At 25.0% G+C, this 19,715-nt stretch carries 15 protein-coding genes, 3 tRNA genes, 1 rRNA gene, 1 pseudogene and 1 riboswitch; of the genes and pseudogenes, 13 read left to right on the top strand and 7 right to left on the bottom strand.

Translation table 4 applies throughout. From position 1 onward, the window contains the following. Window positions 1-9 precede the first annotated feature (9 nt). A tRNA-Thr gene (locus tag T405_RS02545) sits at window positions 10-85 on the top strand. Window positions 86-113: 28 nt separating this feature from the next. On the opposite strand, the gene T405_RS02540 is transcribed toward T405_RS02545, so the two are convergent. The 5 genes from T405_RS02540 to T405_RS02520 all read right to left on the bottom strand — a co-directional run bounded on the left by T405_RS02540 (window position 114) and on the right by T405_RS02520 (window position 2,221). Next, on the bottom strand, window positions 114-425 hold the full coding sequence (locus tag T405_RS02540) for a thioredoxin family protein (RefSeq protein WP_036430787.1): 312 nt from the start codon (window positions 423-425) through the stop codon (window positions 114-116). 115 nt (window positions 426-540) lie between these two features. Next, a 5S ribosomal RNA gene (rrf, locus tag T405_RS02535) occupies window positions 541-646 on the bottom strand. A gap of 37 nt (window positions 647-683) precedes the next feature. Further along, window positions 684-908 carry a sigma factor-like helix-turn-helix DNA-binding protein gene (locus tag T405_RS02530; protein ID WP_036430785.1) on the bottom strand — a complete coding sequence of 75 codons (225 nt, stop codon included), beginning with the start codon at window positions 906-908 and terminating at the stop codon, window positions 684-686. Further along, window positions 901-1,944: a signal recognition particle-docking protein FtsY gene (gene ftsY / locus T405_RS02525; protein ID WP_036430783.1), complete on the bottom strand. Its 1,044-nt coding sequence runs from the start codon at window positions 1,942-1,944 to the stop codon at window positions 901-903. The genes T405_RS02530 and ftsY overlap by 8 nt, the downstream gene beginning before the upstream one ends. 61 nt (window positions 1,945-2,005) lie before the next feature. Further along, window positions 2,006-2,221: an MAG6790 family protein gene (locus T405_RS02520; RefSeq protein WP_036430781.1), complete on the bottom strand. Its 216-nt coding sequence runs from the start codon at window positions 2,219-2,221 to the stop codon at window positions 2,006-2,008. Window positions 2,222-2,494: 273 nt separating this feature from the next. Then, window positions 2,495-2,664: riboswitch (Lysine riboswitch) on the top strand. Window positions 2,665-2,758: 94 nt separating this feature from the next. On the opposite strand from T405_RS02520, the gene pepF reads away from it, so the two are divergent. The 10 genes from pepF to T405_RS02470 all read left to right on the top strand — a co-directional run bounded on the left by pepF (window position 2,759) and on the right by T405_RS02470 (window position 17,133). After that, window positions 2,759-4,588 (top strand): oligoendopeptidase F, encoded by a 1,830-nt coding sequence (pepF, locus tag T405_RS02515; protein WP_036430779.1) that lies wholly within the window; start codon window positions 2,759-2,761, stop codon window positions 4,586-4,588. Window positions 4,589-4,597: 9 nt separating this feature from the next. Beyond that, complete coding sequence (locus tag T405_RS02510) at window positions 4,598-7,537, top strand: OppA family ABC transporter substrate-binding lipoprotein (RefSeq protein WP_036430777.1); 2,940 nt, start codon at window positions 4,598-4,600, stop codon at window positions 7,535-7,537. Window positions 7,538-7,601: 64 nt separating this feature from the next. Beyond that, the gene (locus T405_RS02505; RefSeq protein WP_036430775.1) at window positions 7,602-8,765 is read left to right on the top strand and encodes an ABC transporter permease; all 1,164 of its coding nucleotides are present in this window, start codon (window positions 7,602-7,604) and stop codon (window positions 8,763-8,765) included. Beyond that, the gene (locus T405_RS02500; RefSeq protein WP_036430773.1) at window positions 8,755-10,077 is read left to right on the top strand and encodes an ABC transporter permease; all 1,323 of its coding nucleotides are present in this window, start codon (window positions 8,755-8,757) and stop codon (window positions 10,075-10,077) included. The genes T405_RS02505 and T405_RS02500 overlap by 11 nt, the downstream gene beginning before the upstream one ends. A gap of 8 nt (window positions 10,078-10,085) precedes the next feature. Continuing rightward, a complete protein-coding gene (locus tag T405_RS02495; RefSeq protein ID WP_036430771.1) occupies window positions 10,086-11,138 on the top strand; it encodes an ABC transporter ATP-binding protein in 1,053 nt (350 codons plus the stop codon). Further along, complete coding sequence (locus T405_RS02490; RefSeq protein ID WP_036430769.1) at window positions 11,131-13,569, top strand: ATP-binding cassette domain-containing protein; 2,439 nt, start codon at window positions 11,131-11,133, stop codon at window positions 13,567-13,569. Before T405_RS02495 ends, T405_RS02490 begins: the two co-directional genes overlap by 8 nt. A 2-nt stretch (window positions 13,570-13,571) precedes the next feature. Next, window positions 13,572-14,012 (top strand): DUF3899 domain-containing protein, encoded by a 441-nt coding sequence (locus T405_RS02485; RefSeq protein WP_036430768.1) that lies wholly within the window; start codon window positions 13,572-13,574, stop codon window positions 14,010-14,012. Between the two features lie 73 nt (window positions 14,013-14,085). Further along, window positions 14,086-15,465 carry a dihydrolipoyl dehydrogenase gene (locus T405_RS02480; RefSeq protein ID WP_036430766.1) on the top strand — a complete coding sequence of 460 codons (1,380 nt, stop codon included), beginning with the start codon at window positions 14,086-14,088 and terminating at the stop codon, window positions 15,463-15,465. Continuing rightward, entirely contained in the window at window positions 15,465-16,589 is a 1,125-nt protein-coding gene (locus T405_RS02475) for a nicotinamide mononucleotide transporter family protein (protein WP_036430754.1), read from the top strand. The genes T405_RS02480 and T405_RS02475 overlap by 1 nt, the downstream gene beginning before the upstream one ends. Before the next feature lie 34 nt (window positions 16,590-16,623). Continuing rightward, window positions 16,624-17,133: an adenine phosphoribosyltransferase gene (locus tag T405_RS02470; protein WP_036430752.1), complete on the top strand. Its 510-nt coding sequence runs from the start codon at window positions 16,624-16,626 to the stop codon at window positions 17,131-17,133. A gap of 35 nt (window positions 17,134-17,168) precedes the next feature. Here the strand turns inward: T405_RS02470 and T405_RS02465 are convergent, their stop codons facing one another. Further along, a complete protein-coding gene (locus T405_RS02465; RefSeq protein WP_036430750.1) occupies window positions 17,169-18,926 on the bottom strand; it encodes a hypothetical protein in 1,758 nt (585 codons plus the stop codon). A 208-nt stretch (window positions 18,927-19,134) separates the two neighbouring features. On the opposite strand from T405_RS02465, the gene T405_RS02460 reads away from it, so the two are divergent. Then, a tRNA-Cys gene (locus T405_RS02460) sits at window positions 19,135-19,209 on the top strand. Window positions 19,210-19,220: 11 nt separating this feature from the next. After that, a tRNA-Arg gene (locus tag T405_RS02455) sits at window positions 19,221-19,297 on the top strand. Window positions 19,298-19,455: 158 nt separating this feature from the next. Here T405_RS02455 and T405_RS02450 read toward each other — a convergent pair. Next, window positions 19,456-19,715: pseudogene (locus T405_RS02450) on the bottom strand (hypothetical protein); the annotation flags it as partial.

Here is a 19,715-nt window from a genome sequence, read left to right as displayed (position 1 = left end):
AAATTAATTGCCGTCATAGCTCAGCAGGCAGAGCACTTCCATGGTAAGGAAGGGGTCGCTGGTTCAAGTCCAGTTGTCGGCACCATATAAAAAATAATCACTTTCTAAAGTGATTATTTTAATATTTCTTGTACATCTTGTTTAAGAACTTCATATGGTTTAAAACCAGTAAATTGTTTCACAAGTTTTCCATTATTATAAACTTTTGAAAAAGGTATTGATTGTACTCCCGCTTCACCTGCAAATTCCTTATGAGCATCAATATCTACTCTTAAAACATCAAGTCCATCTTTAGATGCAATTTCTTCTAATGAAGATTTATACATTCTACATGGTCCACATCATTGTGCATAAAAAACTAATAATTTTGGTTTTCCAGTTTGAATTTCTTGCAATACTTGTTCTTTATTTAATTCTTTTAACATAATAATCCTTTCATAGATAATTAAATTATATAATAAAAAACTAAAAAGTTATTTTTTTTATTGTTTTTATTTAAAAAATAAACTTTTTAGTTTTGTATAAGTGAAAAGGATATAAAAAAAGCACCTTCCTATTTTCACCTTTAGGCTATCATCGGCGTAAAGAGGCTTAACTACTGAGTTCGGAATGGTATCAGGTGATCCCTCTTGCTATTGGCACTAGTAATATAATACACTATTTTTATTTTTTACAAAATAAAATTATAAATTTATTTTTGAATTTAATAAATCTAACTTTTTAAGTGTTTTCTTTACAGTATCATAAACAGCAGTTCTTGTTGTTGCTATAATTTCTGCTATTTCTCCATATGATAAATCCTTATAAAAATACAATTCAAAAACTTGTAATTGATTTTGTGTTAATAAGTTTTTATATTTTTCAAATAAAGTTTGATATTTTGCTAAATATTCCAATTTATTATTCATTAATTAAATCCTTAGTTAGTTGATAAATAAATAGTTCTAAGTCAAATTCTTGTAAATCATCTAATGATTCACCTAAACCAACATATTTAACACCTAATTCAAATTCATCTTTAATAGATAAAACTATCCCACCTTTAGAAGTTCCATCCATTTTAGTTAATATAATTCCAGTTAAATTTGCTATTTCTTTAAATGATTTAGCTTGTGATAAACCATTTTGTCCTGTTGTTGCATCTAAAACTAATAAAGATTCATGTGGAGCTGTAGGTTCGAATCTTTGTATAATACTAACCATTTTATTTAATTCGTTCATTAAATTAACTTTATTTTGTAATCTTCCTGCTGTATCAATAATTAGTAAATCAAAATTTTCTTCTTTTGCTTTAGTTAATGATTTAAAAACCACTGATGAAGGGTCTTCGCCATCTTTATCTGGTTTAATAATTTGTGCACCTATTCTATTTGCTCAAATACCTAATTGGTTTACAGCACCCGCCCTAAATGTATCTCCTGCTGCAATTAAAACTTTTTTACCTTCTTTAATATATTTATTAGCTATTTTTGCAATAGAAGTAGTTTTTCCAGAACCATTAACACCTACAAATATAAAAACATTTAATCTGTTATCTTGATAATTTAAATTAGTATTAGTAATACTATTATTAGCATAAATTAAAAACATCTGGTCTGCAACTATTTCACCAATAAGTTTAGGATCATCAATATTATTTGTTTTTACTTCTTTTTTTATTTTTTGTATCATAACATCAACAAGATTCATATTGATATCAGACATAATTAATAATTCTTCTAATTCTTCAAAAAATTCTTCATTTATTTGAATGTGTTTATTTTGTAATTCTAATAATTGTTTCCCGAATGAAGAACTTCCTGAAAGACCTTTTTCGTATTTTTTAAATTTATCACTATTCAGAATTTCTTGTTCTTTTTGACTATCTATAAGCAGTTGTTTTTCTTCAACTGTTTTTACTTCTTTTTTTAATACTTTATTAATTAAATTTTTAAAAAATCCCATAAAATAATTTTACTCTAAAAGAAATTAAAATAAAAGTACTGTCAGTACTTTTATTTTAATTTTAAACAATTTTAATTACAACTTCTTTTGAATAGTGTTCACCTTTTAAATGGTCTCTTTCAACATGAATAATTTCAATTTTTTCATTACCTTGTGTGTGAACACCGTGTTTTTGACCACGACGGAATCCTTTAATTAAACCTTCTAATTCTTGTAAAGAATTAGCCTTAGCAATGATTTCACTACTTGATATTAATTTGGCTTTATATTTATACATTAGTATGTACCTCGGCTTTCTATAATAATTATATACTTTTTTTAATTAAGGTTCTAAAATTGAACATAATAATTGTAATATTTTATATAAATAAATTTTTTGTTTTTATTTTTTCTTGCTATAATTAACTTTATGAAAAACAGAACTCAATTTATTATTATGATTAATATTATTAATAACGCTTGAATGTTTAATACCATCAACCGTAATTTTTAGTCTTAATCTGTTGAGTTAAAAAAATAACAGATTACTTAGACAAAGAAATCTGTTATGTATAACTATAGAGGAGCTTTTAACATTAGTAATTAACAGGAGTAGGCATACAAAGAAAGTTAATGAAAGGGTATAAAAGCCGAAATTAAAATAATGGCAATTATTTTGATTGGTAGAAAAACATAAAAGATTTCTACTCTTTGGCAAAAACCATTGGTGCTATAGATTTACAGTTTTATATCTTATGTTTTAGTTTAAATAAAATAATAATTTATAAAATCTTGTAGATTTATACATCTACAAGATTTTTTTATTAGGAGGTATATGAAAGCAAAACAATTTTCAAGTTATAAAGATATTCCAAAACAATATAAATTTGATTTAGAAGATATTTTAAAAGGTAAGCAAATTGATTCTTTAATAGAGGAATTTAAAAGTATTAAAGAACAAAGAATTAAAATTAAAGATTCAAAATATAATTCAATTGAAGAATATTTAGTTGATATTGATTTATCAGAAAAAGAAACCATTTTATCTTTTAAAATTCACAATTATATTTCTAATAATTTAAATACAGATTTAATTAATCCTGTTTATAAAAAATTAGATAATGATTTTGATTTTCTAAATCATGAATTAGACAAGCGATTCGGTTCAGAAGAAAACAGATTTTTTGCAAATATAGAAAAAATGAAAATCTGAAAAAATGATCCAAGATTACTTTCATATAAAAGACATATAGAAGATCAAATTTTAGATTTTGAACATAAATTAGATGATAATATTGAAGAGTATTTAATAAAAACATCTATAGGACAACCTGATCCACATAAAATTTTTAGTATTCTAAGCAATAGTGAACTAGATTATGGAATTATAACAACTAAGAGCGGAAAAAAAATTAAATTAAATCCAACAAACTACCATCAATTGCTTAAAAATGATGATGAAGAAATAAGAAAGCAAACTTATACAAAGTATTGAAATGCATATATATCTCACAAAGACACATTTGCAGAACTCTTATACCAACACTTTAAATCACTTACAACAGAAGCAGAAATAAGAAAATATAAATCTGCAGTGAATATGCTAACATCAAAAGATAAAGTTTCAGATGCTATATTATTAAAATTGTTTGAAAAAGTATCTCAAAGCAGGAACATTTTAAAAACTTATAAAAAATGAAATGATAAGTTTTATAAAATAAAATTTAAAAAAGATAAAAAAATATGAGATTCAGCTAGAGAATTAGTTAACGTAAAAACAAATTACACAGTATCAGAAATGAATGAATTAGCAAAAGAATCGTTGAAACCTTTTGGACACGAGTATTATGAACAAGTAAATAAAGCAATCAATGAAAATTGAATTGATTATATGAGCACTAAAACTAAGCGTAGTGGAGCATATAGCATTGGTGGTACTTATGGAATTGATAAAAAATACATTTTAATGAATTTTGAAGGTACCTTAAGAAGTGTTGAAACCTTAGTCCATGAATTAGGTCATTCGATGCATTCTTATTTTTCAGATAAAAATCAAGATTTACAAGGTTCTCAATATCCAATCTTTTTAGCAGAAATAGCATCTATATACAATGAATTAATGTTATCTGATTACTTATTAAAAAATTCTAAAGACGACAAGTTCAAATTTAAGATTTTAGATTCAATGATTCAAGGATTTATTGGAACTGTTTTAAAACAAGTTAATTGAGCAAACTACGAATATGATTTATATCAAGGTATTGCTAGTGGACAAGTTTCAAGCAGTTATGATTCTATTTCAAAAGTTTACTATCAAAACAATTCAAAATACTCATTAACAAATCAAAAATATTCAATACTAAACACAATACAAAGTATTTATGTTCCTCATTATTATTATGGATTTTATGTTTATAAATATGCTATAGGACATTTAGTAGGAATATATTTCTTTAAAAAATATAAAACAGAAGGAGAAACTACTTTAAAAAACTATATTAACAACTTTTTAAGTGCAGGAGGAAGTGATTATCCAATTAACATTCTAAAAAAAGTAGGAGTTGATTTAGAAGATAATCAATTTTATGAAGATGGTTTTAAATTCATTCAAGAATTAATACAAGAATGATTAAAACTAGGAAAGAAAATATTTAAAATAAAATAAAGGAAAATTATGAAAAGAAGAAAATTATTATTATTAGGAACTGTATTATCTGCAGTAGCAGGTCTTTCTACAGTTGTTTCTTGTGGAACAGGAGAAAAAACAAGAAAAGAAAAAGCAGAAGTTGAATATTCATTCGTTGAATTACAACCAGGTCAAACACTAGATACATCAAAATATCAAACAACAGAAGAACTTAAAAATATTGTTTTACCAAAAATTAAATTCAATAATAACTTATCAAATACATTTAACATAAATGCATTTAACTATATTTATGAAACTCAAGTTAATATTAAATATTCACCATTAAGAAGTTATTATGATTCGTCATATTCTACTGGTAGTTATTCAGGTAGAGAAAGTGATAATGTAATAGGTCAATTAATCGAAAAAGAATATTATGGAAGACCAGAAATTGTAGAAAATGTGACTTTAGATCCATCGAAAAATCTAGAAAAAGTAACAACAAGAAAAATTAACAAACCATCAGTTTCAAGATGGTCATTACAATTAGCAGATGCAATTGTTTTAACTATAGATGGAACAGAAAAAGTTTATGATAGTGACGCAGCAGAATTATTAGTAAAACCTGATAAAGCAGATGGAACATATTCAACTTCTTTAGTTGAATTAAAGAGCCAAAACCCTCGTTCAATCAATAACCCACAATTTAGTGAAGATTTATTAAAAGCAGCAAAAGTAGCATTCAGAATAAGAAAAAATAATTACTGAGTAAATTCAAAAGGCGAAAAAACATCATATAAAGTTGTGCCAGAAGATTTCTATCTAGGAATCTTAAGAACTTATTTATCTGATGATTCATCTTATAGAATAAATAATGGAGGAAGTGCAGAATTAGATAAATTAGCAAATCAAAAATATGCAGTAGATGGTACAAATCACTTCAAAGAAAATAAGGCATGAGGTAATAAATATTTATATGATTTATACAATGTTAATTTAGATAAAATCCTAAATAAAGAACAAAGTGTAATTAGAAACAGCACAGGAGAATACTTTACATTAGAAAGAAAAAATGAAAACGAATCTTCTGGATTCAAACAATTGTTAACCGGTATAGTTTATGGTTCTTATGATTTTTCTCCAGCACCATATGAATATATTCAAGAAGTTTCAACAACTAATCAATATCCTGACTTTTACAAAGATTCATCTGATTTAACTCAAGCAGACAAAACAGATATTTTAAATAAAGTTAAAAATGTTTCAAGTTTAGCAAGAGAAGCAGGAATTTATTGATATGGTTTAAGTTCAGATTCTTCATTATTTAGTGGTAAATATTATGCAGCAGGTTATAATGCTGATACAACAACAGATTCATATAAATTAAATACTCATTATTTTGATAAATCTTATGTAGAAAACCCAAGAACTATTGAATCATTTAATATCAAATATTTCAATTCTGAATTAGATCCAAGTGCATTCTCACAACTACAATTTAACCAATTTAAAGCAGGTTCAATTGCTTCGTTATCATATTCAGCATTATCAGAAAGTAACAAACATACTGTTCAAAATGATAGAGTAAACTATGGTCTAGAAAATGTTCAAACAAGAAATGAAGATGGAAGTACCGGATTGGTATTCCCAGAACTAGTTCCAACTAAACAAAAATCAGATAATGAAGAAGAATTTGTTAATGAAGCTTATGCAAAACTTGTATGAGGAACTTCATTAGAGGAAATTAAAAAAGGAACTGCAAAAAACACCTTAAAAGCTTCTACTTCAGGAATGGGACAAGAATTTAAACAAATTTTAAGTGCAGCAGTTAACTGATCAAAAGTAGCTGAAGAAATTGTGAAACCTAACGATGGTTTACCATGAATAAATGGTTTTGCTCAAGATGTTAAAATAACTGATAATGAAGAAGATAGAACAGTTGAAAATAACACATTAAGACCTAACTATGTTAAAGTAAATACATTATTTGTTGTTGATTCTAAATCAAACCAAAAAGTTGATTTAGGTGGTAATATAGGAACAGAATTAGATCCAACTGAATCTAACTCAGTTAATAAACAATCTGCAGATGTATATAAATCAGATGCATTCCCAGAATTACAAAAGAGAATGAAAGCATTATTAGATAAATTCTTTGCAGAAAATACAAATGTTGGAAATACAGTGGAATTTACATCAATGTCAATTTTTTCAAACTATAATCCTAACTATAAAACTGCGCACGAAGAACAAGTTAAAGTCTTAAACGCTCTTGATCCAAGATTGAAAGTTCATTATAGATTTGAAACACAAAGAGGACCATTTATTAATTATTACTTCAATAGTACAATACCATTTAGACGTTCAGGTTGAGGATATGATTTTAATTTAACAGCAGGTGGTTTTGATGGTCTTTCATTCTATCAATCTAATTTAATTCAAGTTTTATCATTAATTAACAATGATGAAGAATATAAAAATGCTTTAACACCCGCTTATCCTACATTAGTTAAAGTAGCAGGATTATTTAAAGAATATATTACAAAACATAATGTTCAATGATCAATTCCAGAAACAGAATGAAACAAATTAGGAAATGAATATGAACAAGAATTTTACAATTTCATAAATGAATATAAATTAAATCCATCATTTAATCCAAATAGCGAAATAACAGAAACTAATCAGAGATTAATTCAACTTTCTGAAGAAGAGAAAAAACAATACAGACCGTCAGGGGATATAACAGGTAAATTCTGATTATATTTAGGTACTGAAGCTTCAAAAACTGGTGGTCCATTAACTAAACTAGATTGATTAAACTTAATACAAGAAACAAGAAACCTTATTGGTGTTTTCTTAGGTCTATATGGAACTTTAAAAGAATCATTTACACAAAGTTTATTAAATCCTAACTTTGTAAGACCAGCTATTTTAGATAAAGCAGAAAACATGAAATCATATCAAGTTGTATTAGGTAAATAAAAAATATAAACAATTAACTTTTAAGTTAATTGTTTATTATTCAAAATAAAAAGGAAATAATTATATGTTAAAATATATACTTCAACGTATTGGCTTTGCTATTTTGACTTTATTAATTATTGTTATAGTTGTCTTTTTACTAACAGCTCATTTTACAGAAAATCCATTTTTAAAACAAGCTACTGATTTATCAGGGAATAATAATGGATCTTCTCAAAATACAGCTAGCAAATTAAGGACATTATTTGAAAAGTCAGTTGACTATCACTTCTTGCCCTTATCATGAAAAGGTCAATATAATGAATATAAAGATCAATGGTTAACTTATAAATTAAGTCCAGTCATAAGATTTTGATATTGATTAAGTGATTTATTTACAAATAAGGAACAACCTTTTGGTTTACCTTTTGATGACAAATTATTTAGTCAATTAGGAGTAACAAGCATCCCTCATATGTTCTTTAAATTTCTTAGATTTTCTGTAATAATCACAGTGCCAGCTTTTATTATAAGTGCAATTCTAGGTATTTTCTTAGGAATTTTATCAGGTTATAAAAGAGGTACTTGAATAGATGCATCAATAAATGTATTTGCTTTATTCTTTATTGCATTACCTTCATTTGTTATAGCTCCTATTTTAATAACTATTCTATTAAGTGCAAACGTTACACCAAACTTTATACTTCCAGATGATTCCAAATATACAACTAATCAAATTATAACTTCTTGAATTCCACCTATTTCTATTATAGTCTTAGGTTCTTTATCAGGTTATATAACATTTACAAGAAATCAAGTAATTTCAGTTTTGACTTCAAATTATGTTTTGATAGCAAAATCAAAAGGACTAGGAACAGTAGAAATTTTCTTTAAATATGTCTTAAGAAATATTTCAATCCCACTTGCTGCTTTATTAATCCCTTCATATATTGGATTATTAAGTGGAGGAATAGTTATAGAATCATATTGAAGAGTACCAGGAACATCACAAATAATTGCTCAATCTTTCCCTAATGGCGAAATAAACATTATTATGTTTAACACATTCTTCTTTACATTATTAGGTGTCTTTACCACAATTTTAGTGGATGTTTCATATACATTCTTAGATCCAAGAATAAAATACTCAACTAAACCATCAATTTTCATTTTATTATGAAAAAATCAAATATTAAGAAATAAAGAATTTCAATTATTAAAGCAGAAAGGAGTAACTAATGACATCTAAAGAATTTAACAAAAAATATAAATTGTCATTTAAAGGTATTGATAATCCTTTTCAACAGGTTATGAATAGTAATATATTTACTAATGTTGCAGGAAAACCAAAAAAACTCCTTTTAGAAATTCTTAAAAGATTTTTTAAAAACTGAGTTGCTATATTGTTTTTAGTTGTATTTATTTTTGTTTTATCAACTTCATTATTTGTAACTTCTGCTTCACCATATGATACAAATATTAATGTCTCAAATACTGTCGGTTTGAATTTAATAGCAAATAAAAAAGGTGAATATTTACCAACTTCTTCTGAATACACCGGTGCTTTACCAACTAAATGAAAAGAATTTGTTTATGTTTCTGATGTTTTAAGTAATACAACATTTAGAAACGTTACTTCTGTATACTTTGATGAAAATCAATTTTCAGGTTTTTTTGGAAAATTGTTAAATGAACAAAACATAATTAAAACAGAAACAATAAACGGGAATGTTAATTTATTATTTAATCCTTATAAATGATATATAAATCATAGTATTTTCTTAGTTTTTGTAAATTCACAAATACCTCAAGGATTAACACATTCTGAATATCAAGTTTTCTATAATGAAGCATTACAAAGCAATCCTCAATTAAATTTAAATACCTTTTTAGGAACTTCTAAATCAGGAATTGATATATGAACTCAATCTTGAGTAGGAACATGAAAAGCAATTAGACTAGCAATAATTATTGCAACATTCCAAACTTTAATTGGTGTTGCTATTGGTTCATATTTAGGTTTTCATGTTGGAACATGAATTGATACAATCATAATGAGATTAATTGATATTTTCTCTGCTCCACCTACTCTTGTGTGATTATTATTATTTGTTTCATTGTTTGGAACTACAGACACTACATTAGCATTCTCAATGATTTTTGTAGGTTGAGTTGGTTTTGTTGCAAGAACCAGATTATTTATTATAACAGTTAAAGATTCAGAATTTATTACTGCTTCTAAATCAGTTGGTGCTTCAAAAGCTAGATTGATATACAAACATGCTCTACCAGGTATTATAGGTAAAATTGCAACTTCATATGTTTCAAGCATTCCTTCAATTATTCTATCTATTTCATCACTTGCTTTCTTAGGTTTCTTCAAAACAAACAAAGATATTAACTTAGGACAAATCATATCTGCTGCTTCTTCTGAAGCAGGTTCTAACTTTTGAATTTTATTATTACCATCATTAATATTACTTTCTATCTCTGTATCATTACACTTTATAGCTTTAGGTGTTCATGATGCTTTAGATCCAAAAGTAATTAAAACTAAATAGGAGTCATTATGTCTAAAGAAGAATTACTAGTAGTAAAAGACTTAAAAGTTAGTTTTAAATCTGGTTATAATAAATTCATTACAATTGTTCGTGGAATAGATTTAACAATTCACAAAGGTGAAATAATAGGAATAGTAGGTGAATCAGGATCAGGAAAATCTGTTACATCAAAATCATTTTTAAACATTAATGAAAATGCGGTTGTTTCAGCAGAAAAAATGGAAATTGATGGTATTGATTTAACAGATAAAAAATCAAATAGATTTTGACAAACAGTCAGAGGACATAAAATAGGTTATATTCCCCAAGATCCATTAACATCTTTAAACCCTACTCGTAAAATAGGTAAACAATTACTAGATGCTTTAAATAAAAATGAAGATTGAAATAAAAAAACTTATCAAGAAAAAAGAAAATACTTAGTTAGTTTATTAGAACAATTTGGTATTAGAAATCCAGAAAGTGTTTTTGATATGTACCCACACACATTAAGTGGTGGTATGAAACAACGTGTAGTTATTACTATGGTTGTTGCTTTAAAACCGAGTTTAATAATTGCAGATGAACCAACTACAGCATTAGATCCTACTGTTCAAGCATCAGTTTTAGCTTTATTTGAAGAAATTAGAACTAAGTTAAATATTGCAATAGTTTTAATTAGTCATAATATTTCAGTAGTTGCTAAGTTTTGTGAATATATATATGTAATGTATGCTGGAAAAATAGTAGAAAGAGGAACAAAGAAAGATATTTTTACCAATCCACAGCATCCATATACATGAGCTTTAATTTCAGCGATACCAGAAAATAAAGAAGATAGACTATATTCAATTAAAGGAACTCCACCGGATATGAACAACCTACCACTTGGAGATGCTTTTGCACCAAGAAATGATTATGCATTAGAAATTGATTTTATTAAAGAACCACCGTTATTTGAAATATCAAATACCCATGCTGCTGCAACTTGATTATTACATCCAGATGCACCAAAATTTGAACTTTCACCAGAATTAACAAAACGTTTAGAAAACTTTAGAAAGGTATTTAAAGATGAGTAAAAAAACTATTTTAGAAATTAACAATTTAAAAAAGTTTTTTGTTAATAAAAATATTATTAATAAAGCAGTTGATGATGTTTCTTTTGACCTAAAAGAAGGTGAAATTGTTGGTTTAATCGGTGAATCAGGTTCAGGTAAAACAACAATAGGAAGATCATTATTAAGATTATACGATGATTATAATGGTTTTGTTAGACTAGATGGAAAGTTAATTTCTGGTAAAAAGATTTCTCGTAAAACTAATAAATTTATGAGAAAAAATATTCAAATGATTTTCCAAGACCCAATGGCAGCACTAAATGGTCAAAATACAGTTTTCTCTATCTTGAAAGAGAGTTTAGTAGTAAATAAAATAATTACTAACCAAATTAAAGACATTAAAAAAGATTGATACCAAGTTCAAGATAATTTTCATTTTACATTTTTAGAATCTGCTTTATCATTGAAGTTCGAAAACCTTAAAATAGCAAATTCTTTAATGGAACCTTTTGTTGAAAAGTGAAATAAGTATCTTTTAGAAATTGACTTTGAAAAAGAAGAATCAAGTTTTGAAGATAAGTTTAATCATTATTTTTCTTATTTAGAAGAAAAAAGTAAAAATAATTCAAAAATAATTAACTCACTGTATAAAAATACAGAAAAATTAATTAGTTTATATAATGATAGTCAAAATCATTTTAGAAATAGTGAAATTGATTTTGATGAACTACAATTAAAAAATTGAAAAAGTGAATTAAAAAAACAAAAAGATTTATTAAAACATACATCAAAATATTATGAATATAAAGAAACAACAAAGCAAGACTTTAAAACTTTATATTCAGTTTATTCTCAATGAAAAGAAGAATATTTTAACTCACTAAATTCAATAAATAACTTATATGCTGAATTAAAAAATGAAGCTAAATTATTAAAAAATGAAGCTTATACATCTCCTTATGTAGATTTTTATGCTTACAAATTAAAGTTATATTTATTGAACAAATATACTGCTATATTCTTTAAAAAACAAAAAAGAAATTTATTGTATTTAAAATTTGAAGATTTACAAAGTTTAATTAAAGAAATAGAAAGCGCTTCATTAAAATTCTTTTTAGAGGAATTAAATATAGAAGTTTTATCATTTAAATCATTAAATGAATATAAAAAACATATAGAAACTTTAATTAAAACCAAATTTATAGTGAATATAGACAACTATATAATAAAATCTAAAGAATTTACTAAATTATATAAAGATCAAAGAAAGCATTCGGTACAAACATTTACCAGAAACTTTAAGAAAACTTTTATAGAGTTTTTCAAAAAACCAGTCAAAAATATTGATAATTTCAAGCATGCACAAGAAAATTATCAAACTGCACATGATAATTGAAAAAAAGAGTTAGAGCATTATGTTAATGATTATAATTTAAGAATTGAATCCTTAAATAAAGAAATATATAACCAGGAAGTATTATCAAAAGAATTAAATGAAAATAATAAAGCATTATTAGTTAAGTTTTTCGAAAAGCATAAAGAGTTCATTAAGTACTTTAAACAAAATGGGATTCAAAAAACTAAAGAGTTAATTAAAGACAAAAAAATTGAATTAAAAAATAATTCTACTAATGAAAAGATAAAAAAATCTATTTTAAAATTAGAAAATAAATTATCTCAATATAATGTTGATTTAAAAGTTTATAAATCAAATATAAAAGACAAGTTAAATAGTATTAAAGCTTTTGATATTGAATCTAAATATTTAAATAAAGACTTAAGCAATATATACGTATTTTTAGGTATTTCTAAATATGATTTATGAGTTAAAAATCTAAAAATAAGACCATATTTAAATTGTTTAACTAAGTGATATAGATTAAGAGAAATTAAAAATCTTTTAACTAGAACAACTATATATAAAAGTTTAGAGGATGTAGGATTATTAAAACAATTTGCATACAGATACCCACATGAATTTTCAGGTGGACAACGTCAAAGAATAGTTATAGCTCGTGCTTTAATAACACAACCCAAAGTTATAGTAGCAGATGAACCAATTGCATCTTTAGATATTTCTATTCAAGCACAAGTTGTAAACTTATTAAAAGATTTATGTAAAGAAAAAAATATTGCAATGATTTTTATTGCTCATGACTTATCAATGATTGAATATATAGCAGATCGTGTACAAATTATGCACTTAGGTAAAATAGTTGAATCAGGCGATACTGAATCTATTTACAAAAAACCAATTCATCCATATACAATTAATTTATTTAAAGCAATACCGAAAATTTCAAATGCAAATGAAAAATTCCAAGATGTTAAGTTTGAACTTTCATATATGTCTGAGCAAGTATATCCAAATATTCCTTATGTTCATGAAGTATATGAAAATAAACATTATGTTTATGGAACTAAAGAACAAGTTGATAAATGAACTAAATAATTATGTGAATTAAATTCATAAATTCAACAAAAAACCAATTCCAAAACAAACGTTTTTATTTAATTTCGTTAGTTTATTTATTAATTTTCATTACCCTTTTAATTACATCTATTATTTTAAAAAAAAATAATGAAAATAATTTAATTGATAGTTTTTTAGTTAGTTCTGTAGTTTGTTTTTGTTTAGTTTTATTAATTCTAGTATTTAAATGAGGATTTATGGAACGAACTTTTGAAAAATTTAAAGAACAAAAAAGTTTATCCCAAAAAATTTCTCTAGAAAAAAAACTATCAAAAATGAATGAAATAGAAAAAAAAGTATATTTAGAACAGGTTATAAAAAAACCCAAACAAAAAATTTTTAAATCAAATTATCCTTTTTATTTTAATTTATTTATTTATTTAATTTTAAGTATTATTTTTATAATAATAAGTTTAGTTTAATAAAAAAGTTATAAAAACGCAAAAAAATTATAAATTTTTGCGTTTTTTCATTTTAATGTATATAATAATTTTTATGAGAAAAGAAGATAAAATTTATGACGTAATAATTATTGGAGCAGGCCCTGGTGGGTATACACTATCAGGTATTTTATCTAATAATAATCTAAAAGTAGCAATAATAGAAAAAGAGGATTTAGGTGGAACTTGTGTAAATAGAGGTTGCATTTCAACTAAAACATTATTAAAGTCCACTAAAGTTATTGAAACAGTAAAAAATAGTGATAAATTCGGTATATTAAGTCAATATAACGGTTTTGACTTTAATAAGATTCAAGAAAGAAGAATACAAAACAAAGAATTACTTAATAATGCAATTCACAATCATTTAACTAATTCAAGAGTTGAAATAATTAAAGGTATTGCAAATGTAATTGATGATAATACTGTATCAGTGAATGATGAAAATATTAAATTTAAAAATTTAGTTATAGCAACGGGTTCTAAAAACAATGAGTTAGACGTACCTGGTTCAAAAGAAGGTTATTTATTAAATTACTTAATTGATTCAGATTCTGGATTAACATTGAATGAAGTACCAAAAAAATTAACCATTATTGGAGATGGTCCAATTTCACTTGAGTTTGCTAATTTTTATAGTAATTTAGACTCAGAAGTTACAATAATAACAAATAAGTCATTTATGAATAATTTTGATGAAACATTATCTACTAAAGTTAAAGAATATTTAACTAATAAGAAAATAAAAATAATAGAAAATTCAAAAATTTTAAGAGTTAATCAATATTCTATAAATATCTTAACAGATCAAGAATTGGAAATTTTTTCTGATAAAGTTTTGGTTGCTATAGGAAGAAGTGCTAATATATCTTGCATTAATGAATTAGATATTGAATTAAACGAAAAAAACTTTATTAAAGTTAATTCACAAATGAAAACAAATTTAGATAACATATATGCTTTAGGTGATGTAACAGGGATAATGCAATTGTCTTCAGTTGCTTATAAAACAGCTGATATTATTGCTAGAAATATTTTAAACACTAAATACCAAGAACTATTAAACACTAATTTAGTACCTTGATCTATTTATTTAAATCCAGAAATAGCAGGAGTAGGAAAAAATGCTAATCAGTTAAAAGAAGAAAATATAGAGTTCAATGAAATTCTTTTATCAAGTAAATCATTACCAAGAGCACATGCTGAAGGTTTTGCAAATGATTTATATTTTATTAAATTCCTAGTATCAAAAGAATATGACCAAATCTTAGGTTGTTTTATATTTTTAGAAGGTGCATCAATATTAATTAATCAAATTGCATTTGCTATGTATCACAATATTAAATTTAGTGATTTACAAAAATCAATATATACCCATCCAACTATAGCAGAAGCATTATATTACACATCAAGAAATCAAGTATTTAAAAAATAATGTTAAGTTTCTTATCAAAACATAAAGTTAAACTAGAAATATTTTATGTTATTCTAAATATTTCTAGTTTATTCTTCTTATCTATTTTTGATGTAGATGGAAATAATTGAGTTTGATTAACTAACAAAAGTACTTGAATAAAATTTATTAATGTCTTTGTAGCATTTTCTGGTATTTTTGGAATTTTATCTTCATATGCATTTGCTAGACATTTAAAATTTGGGTATTTCTTTGGTTTAATAAATACAGTTTTTTATATGTTATTTGCATTTAGTAATCAATTAATTATTGATGGTTTTATAAATTTATTTATGTATATTCCAATATTATTGTTTAGTTTTTTTAAAACAAAAATTAAAAAACAAATTAAATTTGAATATTTTGTATCTACTATATATACATGATCTTTCTTTATTGTTTTAATAATTTTATTTTGAGTAATTTTCTATTTTTTAAGTTCTCCAATTAACAATTTGTTTAATATAATATTTAATTTAACACCATCGGAGTTTGGTTCTTTTTATAAGTATCAATTAGCAGGTAAAATTTTAATATCATTAATAAATTCATTATCAGTAGTAGCTTTATTAATGTTATCGTTAGGTTTTAAAGAAAATTGATATGTATGATTAGTTAAAAACATTTTTTCATTTATTTTCTTTGGGGGAATTGGATTTTTATCAGTAACAGTGATTTTAATTAATGTTGTTTTTATGAATTTATCTCTTTATTTTTATTTTATATCAGATAAAACTAAAGAAATTAGAATTTATGTTAACGATTTAAATCCTGATAATTTAATATATAACTCTAAATTTAATTTTGTTTTAGTTGAAGGTATAAATGAAATAACATATTCCCTAAAACAAGGTAAAGAATCCTTTAAACTACATTTAAAAGAATTCAAGAAAACTTTTTCTCAAAAACAAAATATCTTAAATTTTGACTTAAATAAAGTTTTAAATACAATTAATTTAAATATTAAATTAAAAAATAAAAGAGAAAAAATATTATGAAAAACTCAATTTTATATATTTAAATTATCTATTTTATTAAGACCAAAATATAATCATTCTTTTTTTTTATTAGAATATAGAGATTATGTTCAAAAGAACATAAACTAAGTAATTTTAAATAATAATAGTTTATAATTTTATTATGGATATAAAACAATTAATAAGAGATGTTCCTAATTTCCCAAAACAAGGAGTGATTTTTAAAGATATTTCACCGCTTTTAGCAAATGGACAAGCTTTAAATTATACAATTAACAAAATTTGCGAATATAGCAATGATGCAGATATTATAGTAGGTCCAGATGCCCGCGGTTTCCTTTTTGGAACACCGGTTGCTGCTTTTTTAAAAAAACCATTTATAATGGTAAGAAAACCAAATAAACTACCTGGACCAGTTATTTCGATGTCATATGATTTAGAATATGGTTCTAATTCACTAGAAATTCAAAAAGATTTTGTAAAACCTCAGCAAACTGCAGTTATAGTAGATGATGTTTTAGCAACAGGAGGTACTACAAAAGCAATTATTAAACTTCTTGAATCTCAAGGAGTTATAGTTAAAAAAGTTGTTGTTTTACTTGAACTAGAGGAATTAAAGGGTAGACAATTAATAGGTGATTCAGTTGAAACTATTTCTTTAATTAAAGTATAAAAACAACAAGATTTCATTCTTGTTGTTTTCTTACATTAATTTAGGTTAAAAGTTTGTTCGTGTTCTGTTCCGTCATTTAAAGTATATTTAAATACCAATGTTTTAGTTGCTTCATCTCATGTAGATTTAGGGAAAGAAGTTTTAGGGTTTCTACTTTTATTTTTAGGTTTTGCTTCATATTTAAATCTGCCTTCTAATGAAGGGTCAGTTAATTCAAATAATTTATTATCTACTTTATTTCCCCCATTTGCTATTCCTAAAAATACTTCTGAATTTACTTTATATAATTGTAAACCTTCAAATTTATTTTTTTTCTTATTTCTATTTAACACTTTATTTATTTGATCTACTATTTTTTGATTTGTTACATTTTCTTTTAATCTAAGCGCTTCGTTTGTGTTATTCGATGTGGTATTTGTAGGTGAAGGAGATGGTTCTCCAGGATTCACAGCAGGTTCTGGTTGAGTTGATGGTTGTTCATTGTTGCTTGGTTGAGAAACATTTGCTGCAGGTGTTTCTGAATCTGTTGGTTCTTCTGGTTTATTTGTTGTAGCATCGTTTGAATGAATGTTGTTACTTGGTGATTTAGAAGGAACTTCTGACGGAGATTCTGTTGGTTGTGTATTTGAATTATCTCCATTGCCATTTTGACGAGAATTACCAGAGTTATCAGGTTGTGATTGTATTTCTAATTTGAAACTTTGTTCATAAATGGTGTTATCTGTGTCATCTTTTATTTTATATTTAAATACTAATGTTTTAGTTGCTTCATCTCATGTTGATTCAGGAAACCTATTATTATTTTTCTTGGTATTTTCTGTTGCTGGAATTATTTTTGCATCAAAATCAGGATTTGTATATGTAAATAGTTTATTATCATCTTTATTAGAACCGCTTAATATTCCGAAAAACTTCACAGTTTTATCTGTGTATTTTTGTATACCTGGGAATATATTATTTTTTGATTTTAACATAGACTGAATTTTGTCATATATTTTTTGATCACTAACTTCTGTAATTTTTTGTAAAGGATTTACTTTAATATCTGCATTTTCAACAACAGGTGCTTCTATTGGTTTAGGTTCTTCAGTTGAAGTAGTCGGTTTTTCAGTATTAGAAGGTTGCTCTTTTTTTGGTGGGTTAAATTCTTTTAATTCAACATTCAATGTAAATCTTTGTTCATAAACTTGATCTTCTTTATTACCTTTAATTTTGTATCTAAAAATTAATGTTTTATTTTCATTATCTCACTCAGAATGATTAAATCTTTTCTGTATATTTTTTGCATCTTTATTATCTCAGTCAGTGAGCAAATTATAAAAATCATCTTTTTTAGCTTTAAATAGTTTATTATCTACATCATTTCCTCCGCCAGATATACCAATAAAGACATTATTATCCACATTATAAACTTGTAAACCCCTTATTTTAGTTTCATTAGTAAACTTAGAAAATATTTTGTCATAAATTTGTTGGTCTGTTATTCCTTCTACTCTTTGCAATGGATTGGTTTTTATTTCTTCAATTAAGTTTTCATTTGCATGAACTGTAGGATTATCATTGTCAAGTGTTTTGCTATCTTCACCACCATTACCTGGTGCCGGGCTTATTGGTGGTAGTGGTTGAGGAGTAGGTGCCGGATTTGGCTCAGGTATTGGTGGTGTAACTTGTTTATCCGTTGTTCCTGTGTTATTTCCTGGTTCTTCATTTTTATCGCAACTCATTGCTATTGCAGGAATAATAGTTATTGAGCTACTTAATAAAAATAAATATTTGATTTTCTTTAATTTCATATTCTCTCCAAATTACTTATATATTTTTATTTTAATATTTTATTTTATATATAAATGATTTTTATCTTAATATAAGAAATATTAGTCAAAAAATGTGGAAAATTTCACATTATAAGAAAAAAAATTAAAAATCACAAACTTTTAATATATATTAAAAGTTTTGAAAAATAAAAAAAGATATTATAATATAAAAGCAATTATTCACATAGGCACTATAGCCAAATGGCCAAGGCAAGGGTCTGCAAAACCTTGAGTGCGGGTTCGAATCCCGTTAGTGCCTCCATATTTATAAAAGCGCTCGTAGCTCAACTGGACAGAGTGTTAGGTTACGGCCCTAAAGGTTGCGGGTTCGACTCCTGCCGGGCGCGCCATTTATAAAATCAATAATAAAAGACACATTTTCAAATGTGTCTTTTATTATTGATTTTCATATTTATTTTGATTTTATCCTGAGTTTCCCAGTTAAAGAAAAAAATAAACGTTTCACCCTTAAATATAGGGAAAAACGTTTATTTTTTTACTTGCGATTTTAAGAATTTATTATGTAATTTAAGAACTCATTAAAGAATTTTCAACTAATAGTTGAATCGGTATCTATATTTTTTCATACATTTAATGTTGTTTGACTGTAATTATCAATTAAAGCTGTTTTATTTAAATTTTTAATTAAATTAATAAGAATGGTATCTGTTAGCTTATCTATTACTCCTCATTTTTTGTAAAAATCATTAACTAATTTTTTAATCATTTTAAATACAAACAATGTTACAAAACAAAGTAGAATATGAC

This window comes from Mycoplasmopsis felis ATCC 23391 (assembly GCF_000701865.1).
Taxonomy (GTDB): Bacteria; Bacillota_I; Bacilli_A; order Mycoplasmatales; family Metamycoplasmataceae; genus Mycoplasmopsis; species Mycoplasmopsis felis.
The sequence above is the reverse complement of the archived record's forward strand: the minus strand, read 5'-3'. Positions and strand labels throughout refer to the sequence as shown.